A 14,836-nucleotide genomic window follows, 5' to 3' on the forward strand; every position below is an offset into this window, starting at 1 on the left:
CTAAACATCCAAAGTGACAGACAAGTGATTGACTTCATGACAATTTAGTCACTTAAGGGAAGGCACAGCATTCACCCACATCTAACTCTACTCCTTTACATGTTAAATATTGTGTTTATAGAATTTGACATGGAATTGGGTGCCCTGACCTTCCGCGCTGTCAACATCGATGGTCCCCCCTTGGTTAGCAATGATGCCGTGAGCCATTGCCAGGCCAATACCGACACTTTCTTCGCTGTTATGCTTGCCTTTATGGAACCGGTTGAAAATATATGGAAGGTCTTCTTTTGGGATGCCTGGTCCGTTGTCAGTAATAACGATGTCGGTGAACAGGGTATTTTCGGAAAAACGGATCGACATGCTGCCTTCTTCCGGTGTATGCTCAATACCATTTTTCAGAATGTTAACCAGTGCTTCTGCTGTCCAGTTGAGGTCACCGGTAAACGAGACAGTATCTTCCCCTTGTATGGATACGCGTTGATTTTTTACATCGATTGGGGCATGGAGCGATTCTAAGGCCTTTTCAATAAGGTCCCTGACCAGAATCACATCCTGCTTGAACTGCACAGTACCAGCGTCGATTTTGGACAGTTTTAAAAGCGATGTGACGAGCCAATCCAGACGCTCAAGTTGGACATGGATATTATGTGTGAATTCTATCCGTTTTGACTCCGGCAAGTTGGGATCCTCCAAGAGATCGGTCATCACCCGCATCGATGTGAGCGGTGTTTTTAACTGGTGGGAAATGTCAGAAATAGCATCAGTCAAATGGGTTTTGTCTGCCTGCAGCGAGCTTTTATGTTCGGCCAGCATACTTGTAACCTTATAAATTTCATTTTTTAAAATGCTCAGCTCCCCTTCTTCATTATCGCGCACATCCATTGAATAGTTGCCACTGGAGATATCACGTAAATACCCAGAAAGCTTCCCGATTTCCCGGTAGCGCCACATGGTTGCCCAAAGTGTGGTGCCGATCAAAAGGAGCGTCAGGACGGTAACAAGTATTATGGCCATGGTAGATAGAAAAGCAGCAATGGCGACGGCAACGATTCCAACAGTCACCATAGTCATGAACAAGCGTCTCATTTCACGGTTTCGGAACATGGTTAATCACCAGCCTTGTAACCCAAACCGCGGACCGTTTTAATCAGTCGTGGTTGTTGTGGGTCATCTTCCAGCTTGTCCCGCAGCCGCTTGATATAGACGGTCAGTGTATTATCGTTCACGAAGTCACCCGCGACATCCCAAATATGGTCAAGCAGTTGATCTCTTGAAAGCACCTGGTCGGGGTGATTAGCAAACGTCAGTAAGAGCCGGTATTCCAAACCTGTGAGCTGGATCTCGTCTCCATCCTTATATACCGTAGCCTGAGCGGTTTTGATATGTATATTTCCGATTGTCAGGACAGACTTCGTCGGCTCCTTCTGCTGGTACCGGCGCAGGACCGATTTGATCCGAGACATCAGCTCACGAAGTCTGAATGGTTTCGTAATATAATCGTCTGCACCCATATCAAGTCCCTTAACAACATTGCCTTCATCATCAACGACAGTTAAAAAAATGACCGGTATGTCACGTTGCTGTTTAACGCGTTCGCATAAATCATAGCCGTTGCCGTCGGGAAGAGATAGATCAAATAGGCAGAGAGTAATGGTGTCGAGCTGTCCGGAGAGAACGTCTCTGGCACATTGCGCGTCGTGGCACACGACTGTGTCATACCCTTCCTGCTGCAACGAATACTCAAGTCCCGATGCAATCGTTTTATCATCTTCAACAAATAAAATACGCATAACTCATCCTCCGAAGCAACAAAAATCCGGGGCACAGAGGATGTCCTTTGCCCCGTACTGTAAGGATTATAAGCTTTTCTTCATAGATATCCAAATTTCCTTAACCATTCGGATATCCAACGCACCTATTAAATCGATTTACTTAAAGGAGCCCAGAGCAAAACCAACGGAACGGCTCTACCCGTGATTCTCCTGATAATGTTCATACTGCCGGTATAAATCGTTTAAAGCAGACACAAGAGCATTGCCGGCTTTTCCTAAGTAGTGTTCTTTCATTATGTGTTCCGGCGTATCAATACCGTCCTGGAGACTGTGCCCCTTCAATAGATGATGGACGAAATCCCTGCCGTGTTCGGTTGCCAGCGTGCAATTGGCAGTTACAATAACGCCATACGTTTTGTCGATTTCCGCAGTAATCGTCAATGTTTCATAGATGCTTTTGGCGGCCATTCCGGATGGAAGTCTGGCATGACCGGCGATAAAAACCGTGTTCATCAATCATCATCCCCCTGTTGCCATGTCGGTCCGCGATAACCCAGCTTTCTGGATATCGCCCCGGCTGTTTGACGTGTTTTGGCTTTCAGTACGTCCAGGTTTTCCCCGTCAAAATGACTGGACAGGCCGCTTACAGCGAGTGCAGCAATGACTTGGTTATTGTAATCATGAATAGGGTAAGAAATCCCTGTTGTGTCAGGGTCCTGTTCGCCAATACTGTATGCATAACCGTTTTTATAAATCGCCCCGAGCTCCTGAAGCAATCGGTCTTTATTAATGGGCTGATGATCCGCAGCGTAAAACCGTTCAGCTTTATTCACCATGTCTTGCTGCTGTTCCCGAGCCATATTTGCCAGTAGCATCTTAGGACCGGAACCAAGATGGAGCGGAGACCGTTTTCCGATGCGTGTATTCAATCTAAGCGCTCGCGAACTATCCACTTTTTCAATGTATACAGCCTCACCTTGATCAGCAATAACCAAATGGACAGCTTCATTAATGTCCGTACCCAAACGTTCCATATCAGGCAATGCAATCGTGCGCACCTCTAATTGATCGGAAACCAGCTGACCGAGTTCCAGTAATTTGAGTCCTAATTGATACTTGCTGTCGTGTTCATTTTCTTTTGTTTTGGATAATACATGTTGATGCTCCATCGCCGTCAACAAGCGATACACAGTTGGTTTAGGCATCCCTGACTTTTGGGTGAGTTCCTTCAATGTCAACTCCGGTGTCTCTGTCGAAAAGTAATTCAGTAGTTGCAATGCTTTTAATACACTTTGATTCATCCCTATTTCTCCTCTGCCTGCCTCAGCCGCTCAATAGAACTAAAAGGGTGCGGGGACGTGTCAAATTTCAGATTGATAGATCGTCATGAATGGTGACACTACATCGAGCCATCATCTTTGTCACCAAGATCCACAATCGGATCAAGCACCTTAATCATACCTCACGCGGGTTAACCTGTTCTCCATTTAAGTCTACCGTATAATCTGTCCGTGTCAAATTCAAATCAACAAGTACATTTTTCTGCATGGCTCGGATAACGGTTTGTTTTATACTCAAGTGTTTTCAGATAGGGATAGGTTAAGGATAGAGTTGATGGACCGCCCGATATGTGTAAGGCCTTAAACGGGCCGAAATTTGCAAAACGAACCTGTTCCACTTCAATTAATGACGTCATTTTTGTTTAACACCATTACGGATAATCAACGCCGGGTCAGTGTAATGATCAAAAACCCCTCCATGGAAAAATATAATTGTATGCCAACGGTGGTTCCGGACGAACGGATTACCACCGACATACAATTTAATAGAATCACATTTATCTAATTGGTTTGCTCTCTTATTCCGTATCGATTTGTGCGCGTTGCAGTTTACCACTGTAATCAATATATACAGCTTTCCATTCAGTGAACACGTCCAATGCCTGCACACCAGAATCGCGGTGACCATTGCCTGTACCTTTCGTGCCACCGAATGGGAGATGGATTTCTGCCCCGGTTGTACCGGCATTTACGTAAACAATACCCGTGTCAAGGTCGCGCTGTGCCTGGAACACACGGTTGGCATCCGTCGTAAAAATGGAACTCGACAACCCATACGATACGCCATTGTTCACCTCAATGGCCTCATCAAAACTTTTTACAGGAATCAAAGAGACAACTGGTCCAAAAATTTCTTCCTGTGAAATACGCATTTCCGGTTTGGCATCTGTGAACAATGTCGGTGCAACATAATGCCCCTTGCCTAAATCACCATCGTTTAACACATATCCACCGGCAATCAGGTTGGCTCCTTCGTCCTGGCCAATTTGGATATACGATTGAATTTTTTCCATGCCGGCTTGATTAATAATAGGACCGACGTTGTTCGTTTCATCCAGCCCATCACCGATTGTCAATTCCTCGATTTTAGCAAGCAGCCGCTCTTCCAAACGCTCTTTTACATCGTCATGTACAATCACCCTGCTAGCCGCTGTACAACGCTGACCGCTTGTGCCATATGCACTCCAGACAATGCCTTCTGCGGCCAGGTCAAGATCGGCATCATCCATAACAATGATGGCGTTCTTCCCCCCCATTTCAAGGGACACTTTTTTCAGTTGTTTTCCGCATTCACTAGCAATATTGCGCCCAGTGTCATTGGATCCGGTGAACGACATGACACGAATATCATCATGATGCACCATCGCATCCCCGACCGTTGATCCTTTTCCGTATACGACGTTCAAGACGCCTTTTGGCAGACCAGATTCTTCCAAGATCTTAGCCAGTTCATGCGCCATAATCGGCGTTTCTGTTGCCGGTTTCCAAATAACAGCATTACCTCCAATAATAGCTGGGAATGACTTCCAAGTAGCAATGGCAATCGGGAAATTCCATGGCGTAATAATGCCAACCACACCAACCGGACAGCGCTGGCTCATGGAAAATTTATTCGGAAGTTCTGCCGGCGTCGTATGACCGAACAAGCGTCGCCCTTCTCCGGCCATGTAAAAAGCCATATCGATGCCTTCCTGTACTTCTCCACGCGCTTCTTCCAACACTTTTCCGTTTTCCATCGTTAACAATTGTGCAAGCCGTTCTTTTCGTGCTTTCATCTTATTGCCGGCTTCAAACAGCACTTCCGCCCGCTGCGGTGCTGGAACCTTTGCCCATTCTTTTTGAGCTTTTTTCGCCGCTTCAACCGCCGTATCTACAGCACCACCATCGGAAAGGGGAACATGGACGATCGTTTCCCCATTCGCCGGATTCGTTACGTCAGCAGACTTATTATCCCCAACCCAGTTTCCACCAATGAAATGGTTCAATGTTGTTGCATTAAGCAATGTACTAGCCATACAGCATACCTCCTAAATTTGTTTATTTACTTAGCACGGTTACGAATTTGCGTAATCGTGGACGAAACAGAGATTTGTTCCTTATCTGTAAACACCTCAATAACGGTCGGACGATCAGCTTGCATCGCTGTCTCAAGTGATTCGGCAAACGCCTCGGATGATTCTGCGGTATACCCATCCGCTCCGACGCTGGCTGCCAAATCAGCAAACGCAACACTTCCTAAATCCGTACCAACGACTTTTTCCGGGTATTGCAGTTCTTGATGCATACGGATCGTTCCGTACATGTTGTTGTTAAAAACGACGCATATAACGGGAATGTGATTCCGAACAGCCGTCTCCAGTTCCTGCACGGTCATCATGAAACCGCCATCACCGGAAAGGGCGACGACCGGTTTATTCGGAAAAGCCAGTTTTGCCCCAAGCGCTGCCGGCATGCCGTACCCCATCGCCCCTGACGTCGGTCCGACATACGTATGTTTTTTCGTGAAAGGGTAATGCGCATGCAGCCATCCTGCGAAATTGCCGGCATCATTTGTCAGAAGCGCATCTGCTGGTAATGTTCGGTTCAACATTGCCATTATATGTTGATGAATTCCATCATTATGCGAAACGTTCAAACGGCTAACACGTTCGTATTCTTGATGGCGTGTGTCGGCCCATCCTTTCCAGCGAGGATGGATGTCCATTGTCAACAACGTCCTCAACGTTTCGTTCGCATCCGCCGCAATGCCGACATTCGGACGGTAAACCTTGCCAATGGTGTCCATGTTGATATCAATGTGAACCAGCTGTTTATTCGTTGTGATAATGGTGTAATCCTGCGTCGTCACCTCTGATAGACGGGTTCCCAGAGCGATAATCAGGTCGGCTTCTTTTACAGTTTCAAGGATAGCCGGATTGGTGCCAAGTCCTAAGTGGCCCGCGTACAATGGATGATCATTCGGAAAGACATCATGTCTGCGAAATGCAGCCATGACCGGCACGTGATATCGATTGGCAAACGTCACGAGTGTGTCTTCTGCTTGAGAACTTTTCACACCTCCTCCTGCTATAATAAGCGGCTTTTCCGCTTCTGCAAGCAGTTGCTCAACCTCATCAGCATCTTCTGGTGATGGTGCCGGTTTTGGTTTAACCGTAGCCGGACCGAACACCATATCCGACTCTGCGGGGAGAACATCTTCCGGCAATGAAACAACGACAGGTCCTGGACGCCCGGACTGCGCCGTGAGGAATGCCCGCTGTACCAATTCCGGGATCCGATCAGCATCCTGGACTTCCACCGCCCATTTAGCAATATGACCAAAGTAACGGTCCAGATCGACTTCCTGAAATCCTTCCCGGTTGCGAAACTTGCTGTGCACCTGACCAAGAAAAACAACCATTGGCGTTGAATCCTGAAAAGCTGTATGCACGCCAATGGATAGATTGGACGCGCCAACCCCCCTGGTCGCCATTACAACACCCGGCTTCAACGTTGATTTGGCGTATCCTTCCGCCATAAACGATGCACCGCTTTCATGCCTTGCAGAAATGAAATGAATCGATGGCTCATCACCAATAGCATCCAATAAGGGCAAGTAACTTTCCCCAGGGACACCGAACGCGAAAGGTATGTCTTCCCGTTTCATACATTCAACAATCGCCTGTGCCGCTGTCATCGTGCTTGATGTTTGTGTTGCTTTTGTTGTATCCATTACGAATGGCCTCCTTTTCTCGCGCATTAATGGGATAGTAATCGTCCCAATTAAAGACGTTTATGTTATATCCAGCTGTTTCATTCGGTTGATCGCCTCATCCAGACGTTCTTCCGGAACCGTTAGCGCTATGCGGAAAAAACCTTCGCCGCGGGAACCGAATGCATGGCCGGGCGTCACAATGATCCCTGCCTCATACAGCAATTTGTCGGCAAATTCCATGGACGAGTACCCCTCAGGAACTTCTGCCCAAAGAAAAATAGTGCCATTCGGTTTATCTGCATGAATGCCTAATTGTTGAAAGCCTGTGTACAACGTTTCCATTCGGTTCTGATAAATATGGTTATACTCATGAACAACCGCAAAGTCACTCTTTAACGCCGCAGCAGCAGCCTTTTGAATCGGCAAAAATTGACTTGTATCCATATTGCTCTTGAGCGTAGCCAGAGACTGAATAACGTCTGGATGACCGACCGCATAGCCGATCCGCCACCCGGCCATGCTAAAACTTTTCGACAAAGAGCCAAATTCAACAGCATGCTTTTTGGCATCCGGCACCTGCAACACACTTGGTGATTGATAGCCGTTAAACGTAACCATGTCATAAGCCGCATCGTGCACAAGCAGCATGTCATGTTCCGCAGATTTTGTAACCGCTTGCAAGAAAGTGTCGTAATTTACGGTCGCCGCCGTCGGATTGGCTGGATAATTCAAAAACATCACCTTTGCCTGATCCAGATCTGCCTGCTCATATAACGGAACATAGCCATTTTCAGCGTCCAGTGGCAGACAGGAACTTTCACCACCGGCCAGATGGACTGCCGTCTTGTAAACCGGGTAACCCGGATCCGGAACCAGCACTTTGTCGCCGGGATTGATAACCGCATGCATCAGATTGGCTATCCCTTCTTTAGACCCAATAAGGGCAAGAACGTCTGTCTCGGGATCCACGTTAACCCCATATTGGTTTTTATAAAAATGAGCGACGGCTTCTCTGAATGCCGCACATCCGCTGTACGTGGAATAACGATGGTTGGACGGATGTTTCACTTCCTCCGCCAACTCCTCAACAATAAATGACGGTGTCGGCAGATCAGGGGCACCAATCCCTAAATCAATGACATCCACACCATCGGCTTCCATCTGCTTCTTTTTTTGCTGAAACGAAGCAAACAAATAAGGCGGCAACTGGTTCACCTTATCCGAGGTAAAGACCATTCCATCTCCTCCCATTTCATTAATTAAAACGGCATTTCATCTTTCAGTTACAAGTATAAAATAAACGTTAAAAAATTTCAATTGTTTTTAATCAATAGATTTTTGTAAAAATGATGTATTGCTATTATTTCTTTAAAATCTGCTTTCACATGATGCGTTGGCCGACCCCTGTCAGCATTATTGTTGTGTTCCTATACTTTCTTGGACTCTTGTAACGTTTTAGAAAAGGTTCGTCAGCATACAGGTTAAAAACGTAAGGAAAAGGGAATAAGTAACAAGAGAAGGAGGACGATTTGAATGTCAAGAAAAGTGGTTATTGTCGGCGGGGTCGGCGGTGGTGCCACGGTTGCAGCACAACTGAGACGCCAGGATAAGGATGCTGATATTCTTATCATAGACAAAGGGGAACATATTGCATTTTCCAACTGTGGAATGCCTTACTATATTGGCGGCATCGTCAACAAGCGGGATGATTTGCTTGTCGATACAGAATCTTTTGCCCAAACGTATCACGTGCAGGTTCAAACCAACACAATGGTTACATCCATTGACCGCGAACAAAAACAGGTTATGTGTCGACACACAACAGGCACGTACCATGAACCATATGATAAACTGATCCTTTCACCTGGGGCTTCGGCCGTTATGCCTCCATTTGAAGGAATGAATAAAGACCGGACATTCACCTTGCATACCATTCCGGATATGGATCTGATACACACATACATTCAAACCCATAAGCCCCAAACGTGCGCCATTGTCGGAGCCGGATTTATTGGTATGGAGATGGTGGAAAATCTTAAGGCGATTGGCATCGACTGTACAGTCATTGACCGATCCGAACACGTCTCCAAAATGGTTGACAGTGACATGGCAACCGTGATCGAACAGCATATGCAGGAGCAAGGGGTTTCGATTATGCTCGATGAAGAACTTGCGTCGTTTTCAGAAAATGGATCTCTCTTGCATTTGTCCAGCGGGAAAACAGTCAAGGCTGATATGACATTAATGGCCGCTGGGATCAAACCCAACACGGAACTGGCTGTCGACAGCTCACTGGCCATTGGGGATACAGGCGCTATTCAGGTTAATGATGTTATGCAGACAACCGATCCGGATATATACGCCTTAGGGGATGCCGTGGAGACCCATGATCGCCTTGTCCGGACACCGCGACACATTGCACTGGCTTGGCCGGCTCATCGCCAGGCGTTCATTATCGCCAGCCACCTGCAAGGAGCCAATGACACGTATAATGGCACACAAGGGTCAGCCATTTTTAAAGTCTTTGATCTGACGGTCGGGGCAACCGGCTTGAATAAAACATCACTCGATGCATTGGGCATGACGTACAAGGAAGTAACTCACAAATCGCGCTCCCATGCTGGTTATTATCCAGGTTCGGAAAAAGTGTCCATAAAGCTTCTAGTCAGCCCACAGGATGGAACATTGTACGGAGCACAGGTCATCGGCGAAGACGGTGCTGATAAACGGCTCGCTGTCCTGACAACCGCCATGAAGGGGCGTTTGACCGTTCATGACTTGCCTGACCTGGAGCTTGCTTACGCACCGCCGTACTCGTCACCGAAAGACCCCGTCAATATTATTGGGTACAAAGCTTCCAGCATGCTTGAGTGATGGGGCTGGGACAAAAGACGTTTGGTTAAATAAAAATCCGAACTATGATTCGCTAAAGATCTGAATAAGTTCGGATTTTTCGTTTAGCGTAGGAAAAACACGGAGACTCCTGCGGGATGAAAAGCCTAGATAAGACCCCACAGTGCGATAAGCACAAGGCAAAGCTTCCATGAGTAGGCTTCGACGAATAAGAATGCAACGCGACGAACACGAGGAGGCTTATCAGCGCCCGCGGCAAAGAAGACACTGTGAAAGCGACCAAAGGAAGCTTGAACAGATGTCGCGCTTGTGCCTGGCAAGGTGAAAGCGCAGTGTTTTTCCGGAGCGATGGCCACGCCTTAAATATATCGTTCGTATTTAGAATTAATTTGTTCAGTCTTGTCCCAGCCCCGGTTTATTCTGTATGACAGCTTGCATTCACGTTTCGCAAAAAATACTCCCGAAAGCAAAACCTTCAGGAGCTATACTTAAAAGCCTTCTTCAAATCGATAGATCATTCGGTATTTGTTCTCGTCCATTAAATCTTTCATGTGCACTCGAACTTGATGACCAAAGATGACCTCATCATCTGTCATAGCAACAATCATGGCCTTCAAGTCATTCTCGACATCATAGTAAATATCACCGACGACCGGGCCATCAAAGTTATCCGTTTCTTCCGGCAGTCCGGGTGATTCATCTTCCTGCAACTGAGCATCCGATACAAGCGCTTTGTCAAAGTAAGCTATATCGTCGCTGTCCTCGGTTTTGCCAGGGACCATGACGACATATTCACTATGTTTCACACCATTATCTCTTGTCGTCACCACGTTTCCGTCTTCCACGCTGTCCACTTTTTCAATTTCATTTAGCGAATAATGGTCGAGAAAATCGGGTGTCGGTTTCGTAATGAGAATATAGTCGCCTGTTTCCGGCTTTTTATTCTTATCAATCGTATAACGCCGTCCGTAAAATATAAATGTATCATTATGTTTCGGTCGGCATGGTTCGATGTTATTCGCACTTGTTAAATCCTGCTGCATGTCTTTCATACGGTACAAGTGGATGGATTGTTTAAAAACCGGCTTAACGGAATATACTTTATGAAGTTCATTTTTATAATAGACGAACTGTCCCTTCCTGACTTGAAATAACTTCACAGTAATACCTCCTTCTTTACCATCATTATATCTTTTTTAGTTTCCTTCATACCATATAAATTAAACATAATTTCCACAAAAACACAAATGTTTCTCTATTGTTTGTTTCTCGTTTACCAATCAGGGTTTGGTTTCGGTTTCTTCCACTAGTAATGACAGCTCTTCCCAGCGCTCCAATTTGGCTTCCAATTCCTGTTCCCGTTCTTTTTGTTCTTCGTATAGATCATGGACAGCACCCGCATCACTACCGGCATTGGCGATACGTTCTTGAAGTTCATCAATGTGTGACTCCAATTCCGTTATATCATCCTCAATCGTTTCCCATTCCTTTTTATCATGATAGGACATTTTTTTGGGGGCAGATTTTTTGGAAGCCGGTTTCGACTTTGTCTCCTTTTGCTCCTGCGCCTGTTGTTTTTCCCGTTCAAGCCAATCATGATAATTGCCATGGAAATGGTCCACCTGGGCATTTTCTTTAAAGACAAGCATGTGATCAACGACCCGGTCGAGGAAATAACGATCGTGTGAAGCTGTAATGACAACGCCCGGAAACTGATCAAGGTACGCCTCTAGGACACTTAACGTCTGTGTATCCAGATCATTGGTGGGCTCATCGAGAAGCAACACATTCGGCTCGGTCATCAGGATTTTCAGCAAATACAGACGCCGCTTTTCACCGCCTGACAGTTTGCGAATATAATTCCACTGTTGGGACCGGGAAAACAAAAATTGTTCCAGCATCTGTTCCGCTGTTATTTCGTCTCCATTTTTCGTCCGAATAACTTCGGCTACTTCGCGAATATCTTCAATGATACGCTTGTTGTCATCCAAATTTTCATCGGTTTGTGTGTAATAACCGACTTTGACGGTCGGACCGGTTTCCACATGCCCGTTATCCGGTTCAACAAATCCCGCCATAATATTCAAGAGTGTTGATTTGCCTGAGCCGTTAGGGCCAACGATTCCGAGACGGTCACCCGGGACGATCAGAAAATGAAAATCATCGAGCAGTTGTTTGTCGTCATACGATTTCGTGATATTCTCCAGTTCCATGACTTTTTTCCCGAGTCGGACGGACCCTGCATCAATGGATACATCATGGGACTCGGAAGTGAATTGCTTTTCTTTCATTTGTTCAATTCGGTCAATGCGTGCTTTTTGTTTCGTTCCGCGCGCTTTCGGTCCCTTTTTCATCCAAGCGATTTCTTTTTTCAGCATGCTCTGGTGTTTCTCTTGATAACGTTCCTCCAATGCTTCCCGTTCGGCTTTTTTCTCCTGAAACAACTCATAATTGCCTTCATATGTGTACAAGTTCCCGTCATCAAGTTCGAAAATCTGGTTGGTGACACGGTTTAAAAAATAACGGTCGTGTGTGACAAGCAATAGGGCGCCTTTATACGATGCCAAATATTGTTCCAGCCATTCGACCGTATCGTTATCGAGATGGTTGGTCGGCTCATCCAGAATTAGCAAATCGGCCGGCTGGATCAATGCCTTGGCAATGGCCACCCTTTTGCGTTGACCACCGGATAGCTCCCGCACCGGACGGGTGAAGCCGGTGATCCCCAGTTTGGTGAGGATAGTTTTAGCGGCTGTATTGGCTTCCCAAGCTTCGTATTCATCCATCCGTTGTTGTTTGGTGAGCAGCCGTTCCTGAACCTGTTCGTTATTAGGGGACTCCTGTAAGTCAAGAAGCGTCTGTTCATATTCCCGCATCACTTTCATGATGGGGGTTTCACCATAATAAATTTGTTCCATAACCGTCAGTTCCGGATTAAGATCAGGCTCTTGCTCCAAATATTCCACCCAATAATCCTTGGCATGACTGACGGAGCCACGCTCTGCAGTGTCAATACCGGCGAGAATTTTTAGAAACGTCGATTTCCCTGTTCCGTTGACACCGATCAAACCAATGCGGTCATGTGGTTTAATAAGGCAACTTACCCCGTTCAGCAATGTCTTGTCGCCGTAAGATTTATATAAATGATCAACTGTCAGCATATCGATTACCTTCCTATTGAGGATTCATCATCGTCCTCATTCCCTTTTATAAACTGTTTTATCAGAAGAACAATTAAAAACAACAGCCATGATGTGACGACGTAAAATATAATTTTGCTCAATTGGTCCATATCCTGGAAAAAGAAGGCCATACCAGTCCAAATAATACCTATTCCGATAATTTGATAAACCATGATTTTCATGTTCCGTTTCCTCCAGACATAGGCATACTGTCCTTATAGTCTATCTTATATAGCCGTCCCTTTTCCATTATAAACCCTCACCATCATTGAGATGATGCATTCAGTTCGCCAGCAACGTTCGCCGTTTCAATAGCGGCCGCTGCTGCTTCCGCGCCTTTATTGCCGGCTTTCGTTCCTGCTCTCTCGATAGCCTGCTCAATGGTTTCCGTCGTTAAAACCCCAAAAATAACCGGCTTGCCGGATGCCAACGAAGCGGCGGATACCCCTTTCGCTGCCTCACTGCAGACATAATCAAAATGAGGCGTTGATCCGCGGATGACCGCCCCGAGCGCCACAACCGCATCATAGTCCGCGTTCAATGCCATTTTTTGAGCAATGACCGGAATTTCAAAGGCTCCCGGCACCCAGGCTATATCCACATCGGCTTCTTTCACACCGTGCTGTTTGAAGGTGGTTACCGCTCCATCAAGCAATTTTTCAGTTATGAAGTCATTGAACCGCGCCACCACGATACCGATTTTTAAATTCGTTCCAACAAGGTTTCCTTCAAAAACGTTTCCCACCATTACCATCTCCTTATTAAACCGTGGTTTCCCATACGGTATGGTTTCTCACCTTTGATGCATATGTCCCATTTTATTTATTTTTGTATGAATATAATGTTCATTTTCTTTCCGGACATTCGTCTCAATCGGTATTCGTTCGTACACTTGAATCCCATCAGACTGCAACTCATCCATTTTTTCCGGATTGTTGGTCAACAGTTTCACATGGGTGATGCCCAAGTCTTTCAAAATATGAGCACTTAGAACGTAGTCCCGCATATCCGGGGGAAATCCAAGTTGTTCATTCGCTTCCACGGTATCCATCCCGTTATCCTGCAACTTATAGGCGCGCAATTTGTTTAAAAGTCCGATACCCCGGCCTTCCTGGCGCATATAAATGAGTACACCTGCGCCTGCTGCATTGATTTGATCGAGTGCTTCATGCAGCTGCGATCCGCAGTCACAACGGTAAGACCCGAATATATCACCGGTCAGGCACTCCGAATGTATTCGGGTGAGCACCGGTTCTCCCGAGTGAATGTCTCCTTTGACAAGCGCGATATGTTCCTCTCCATCCAGATCGTTGGTATATCCGTACACGCGAAACGATCCGTATTCCGTCGGCACATTCGTCTCTACCTCCCTGGTTACATGCACCTCATTCATTTTCCGGTATGCGATCAAATCAGCAATGGTTATCAGTTTTAAATCAAACGTTTGAGCCATTTGTTGCAAATCAGGCACCCGTGCCATCGTTCCATCGTTTTTAATGATTTCACAAATCACACCGGACGGATTAGCCCCGCACAATTCTGCCAAATCAAGGGATGCTTCTGTGTGACCCGGACGTTCCAGTACACCACCATCTTTGGCAATCAACGGGAAAACATGGCCGGGTTTTTTAAAGTCCGCCCCTTCTGCGTTTGATTGAATCAATGCATGTATGGTTTTGGCCCGATCCTGTGTACTGATGCCTGTCATGGTTTCTCGATGATCAACACTGATGGTAAAGGCTGTCTCAAATGGGTCACTGCTGTCATCGGACATAAATGGAAGATTTACTTGATATGCCTGATCCGATGTGATGGATGTGCACACAAGCCCTTTCCCATGTGTAATCATAAAATTAATTGTATCCGGTGTTATCTTTTCCGACAGTGCAACCAAATCTCCTTCGTTTTCCCTCTCCTCATCATCCACGACAATGATTGGTTTTCCAGCTTTCAAGTCATCTATTGCTTCCTCAATGGTATGAAACACGCGACTCG

The 14,836-nt window shown here is 46.2% G+C and carries 13 protein-coding genes and 1 pseudogene; 1 reads left to right on the forward strand and 13 read right to left on the reverse strand.

Translation table 11 applies throughout. The features are described from left to right. Positions 1-102: 102 nt before the first annotated feature. The 8 genes and pseudogenes from ABDZ72_RS09230 to ABDZ72_RS09265 form a co-directional block, all read right to left on the reverse strand. A complete protein-coding gene (locus ABDZ72_RS09230; protein ID WP_343752526.1) occupies positions 103-1,104 on the reverse strand; it encodes a sensor histidine kinase in 1,002 nt (333 codons plus the stop codon). Between the two features lie 2 nt (positions 1,105-1,106). Further along, a complete protein-coding gene (locus tag ABDZ72_RS09235) occupies positions 1,107-1,790 on the reverse strand; it encodes a response regulator transcription factor (protein ID WP_343752527.1) in 684 nt (227 codons plus the stop codon). Between the two features lie 177 nt (positions 1,791-1,967). After that, positions 1,968-2,285 (reverse strand): DUF3870 domain-containing protein, encoded by a 318-nt coding sequence (locus ABDZ72_RS09240; protein WP_343752550.1) that lies wholly within the window; start codon positions 2,283-2,285, stop codon positions 1,968-1,970. Then, complete coding sequence (locus ABDZ72_RS09245) at positions 2,285-3,073, reverse strand: IclR family transcriptional regulator (protein ID WP_343752528.1); 789 nt, start codon at positions 3,071-3,073, stop codon at positions 2,285-2,287. The genes ABDZ72_RS09240 and ABDZ72_RS09245 overlap by 1 nt, the downstream gene beginning before the upstream one ends. A 110-nt stretch (positions 3,074-3,183) precedes the next feature. Then, positions 3,184-3,626: pseudogene (locus ABDZ72_RS09250) on the reverse strand (saccharopine dehydrogenase family protein); the annotation flags it as partial. A 4-nt stretch (positions 3,627-3,630) separates the two neighbouring features. Then, positions 3,631-5,127: an aldehyde dehydrogenase family protein gene (locus tag ABDZ72_RS09255; protein ID WP_343752529.1), complete on the reverse strand. Its 1,497-nt coding sequence runs from the start codon at positions 5,125-5,127 to the stop codon at positions 3,631-3,633. Positions 5,128-5,153: 26 nt separating this feature from the next. Beyond that, positions 5,154-6,824 carry a thiamine pyrophosphate-dependent enzyme gene (locus ABDZ72_RS09260; protein WP_343752530.1) on the reverse strand — a complete coding sequence of 557 codons (1,671 nt, stop codon included), beginning with the start codon at positions 6,822-6,824 and terminating at the stop codon, positions 5,154-5,156. A 60-nt stretch (positions 6,825-6,884) separates the two neighbouring features. Then, the gene (locus tag ABDZ72_RS09265) at positions 6,885-8,042 is read right to left on the reverse strand and encodes an aminotransferase class I/II-fold pyridoxal phosphate-dependent enzyme (RefSeq protein WP_343752531.1); all 1,158 of its coding nucleotides are present in this window, start codon (positions 8,040-8,042) and stop codon (positions 6,885-6,887) included. A gap of 297 nt (positions 8,043-8,339) precedes the next feature. Between ABDZ72_RS09265 and ABDZ72_RS09270 the strand changes: the two genes are divergently transcribed. Then, positions 8,340-9,680, forward strand: a complete 1,341-nt coding sequence (locus ABDZ72_RS09270; protein WP_343752532.1) for a CoA-disulfide reductase — start codon at positions 8,340-8,342, stop codon at positions 9,678-9,680. 467 nt (positions 9,681-10,147) lie between these two features. Here ABDZ72_RS09270 and ABDZ72_RS09275 read toward each other — a convergent pair whose 3' ends face one another. From ABDZ72_RS09275 to ABDZ72_RS09295, 5 genes are all read right to left on the reverse strand, one after another. Further along, positions 10,148-10,819, reverse strand: a complete 672-nt coding sequence (locus ABDZ72_RS09275; RefSeq protein WP_343752533.1) for a hypothetical protein — start codon at positions 10,817-10,819, stop codon at positions 10,148-10,150. Positions 10,820-10,939: 120 nt separating this feature from the next. Then, complete coding sequence (locus ABDZ72_RS09280) at positions 10,940-12,820, reverse strand: ABC-F family ATP-binding cassette domain-containing protein (protein WP_343752534.1); 1,881 nt, start codon at positions 12,818-12,820, stop codon at positions 10,940-10,942. A gap of 5 nt (positions 12,821-12,825) precedes the next feature. Further along, entirely contained in the window at positions 12,826-13,023 is a 198-nt protein-coding gene (locus ABDZ72_RS09285) for a hypothetical protein (RefSeq protein ID WP_343752535.1), read from the reverse strand. A gap of 83 nt (positions 13,024-13,106) precedes the next feature. Beyond that, positions 13,107-13,589 carry a 6,7-dimethyl-8-ribityllumazine synthase gene (ribH, locus tag ABDZ72_RS09290; RefSeq protein WP_343752536.1) on the reverse strand — a complete coding sequence of 161 codons (483 nt, stop codon included), beginning with the start codon at positions 13,587-13,589 and terminating at the stop codon, positions 13,107-13,109. Between the two features lie 45 nt (positions 13,590-13,634). After that, positions 13,635-14,828 (reverse strand): bifunctional 3,4-dihydroxy-2-butanone-4-phosphate synthase/GTP cyclohydrolase II, encoded by a 1,194-nt coding sequence (locus tag ABDZ72_RS09295; RefSeq protein ID WP_343752537.1) that lies wholly within the window; start codon positions 14,826-14,828, stop codon positions 13,635-13,637. Positions 14,829-14,836 lie beyond the last annotated feature (8 nt).

This window comes from Lentibacillus halophilus (assembly GCF_039522485.1).
GTDB lineage: Bacteria > Bacillota > Bacilli > Bacillales > Amphibacillaceae > Lentibacillus > Lentibacillus halophilus.

What these genes read in the sequence shown, in the direction of transcription:
- ABDZ72_RS09230 (WP_343752526.1), bottom strand. Translation starts at nt 1,104, where the DNA reads ATGTTCCGAAACCGTGAAATGAGACGCTTGTTCATGACTATGGTGACT.
- ABDZ72_RS09235 (WP_343752527.1), bottom strand. Translation starts at nt 1,790, where the DNA reads ATGCGTATTTTATTTGTTGAAGATGATAAAACGATTGCATCGGGACTT.
- ABDZ72_RS09240 (WP_343752550.1), bottom strand. Translation starts at nt 2,285, where the DNA reads ATGAACACGGTTTTTATCGCCGGTCATGCCAGACTTCCATCCGGAATG.
- ABDZ72_RS09245 (WP_343752528.1), bottom strand. Translation starts at nt 3,073, where the DNA reads ATGAATCAAAGTGTATTAAAAGCATTGCAACTACTGAATTACTTTTCG.
- ABDZ72_RS09255 (WP_343752529.1), bottom strand. Translation starts at nt 5,127, where the DNA reads ATGGCTAGTACATTGCTTAATGCAACAACATTGAACCATTTCATTGGT.
- ABDZ72_RS09260 (WP_343752530.1), bottom strand. Translation starts at nt 6,824, where the DNA reads ATGGATACAACAAAAGCAACACAAACATCAAGCACGATGACAGCGGCA.
- ABDZ72_RS09265 (WP_343752531.1), bottom strand. Translation starts at nt 8,042, where the DNA reads ATGGTCTTTACCTCGGATAAGGTGAACCAGTTGCCGCCTTATTTGTTT.
- ABDZ72_RS09270 (WP_343752532.1), top strand. Translation starts at nt 8,340, where the DNA reads ATGTCAAGAAAAGTGGTTATTGTCGGCGGGGTCGGCGGTGGTGCCACG.
- ABDZ72_RS09280 (WP_343752534.1), bottom strand. Translation starts at nt 12,820, where the DNA reads ATGCTGACAGTTGATCATTTATATAAATCTTACGGCGACAAGACATTG.
- ABDZ72_RS09285 (WP_343752535.1), bottom strand. Translation starts at nt 13,023, where the DNA reads ATGAAAATCATGGTTTATCAAATTATCGGAATAGGTATTATTTGGACT.
- ribH (WP_343752536.1), bottom strand. Translation starts at nt 13,589, where the DNA reads ATGGTGGGAAACGTTTTTGAAGGAAACCTTGTTGGAACGAATTTAAAA.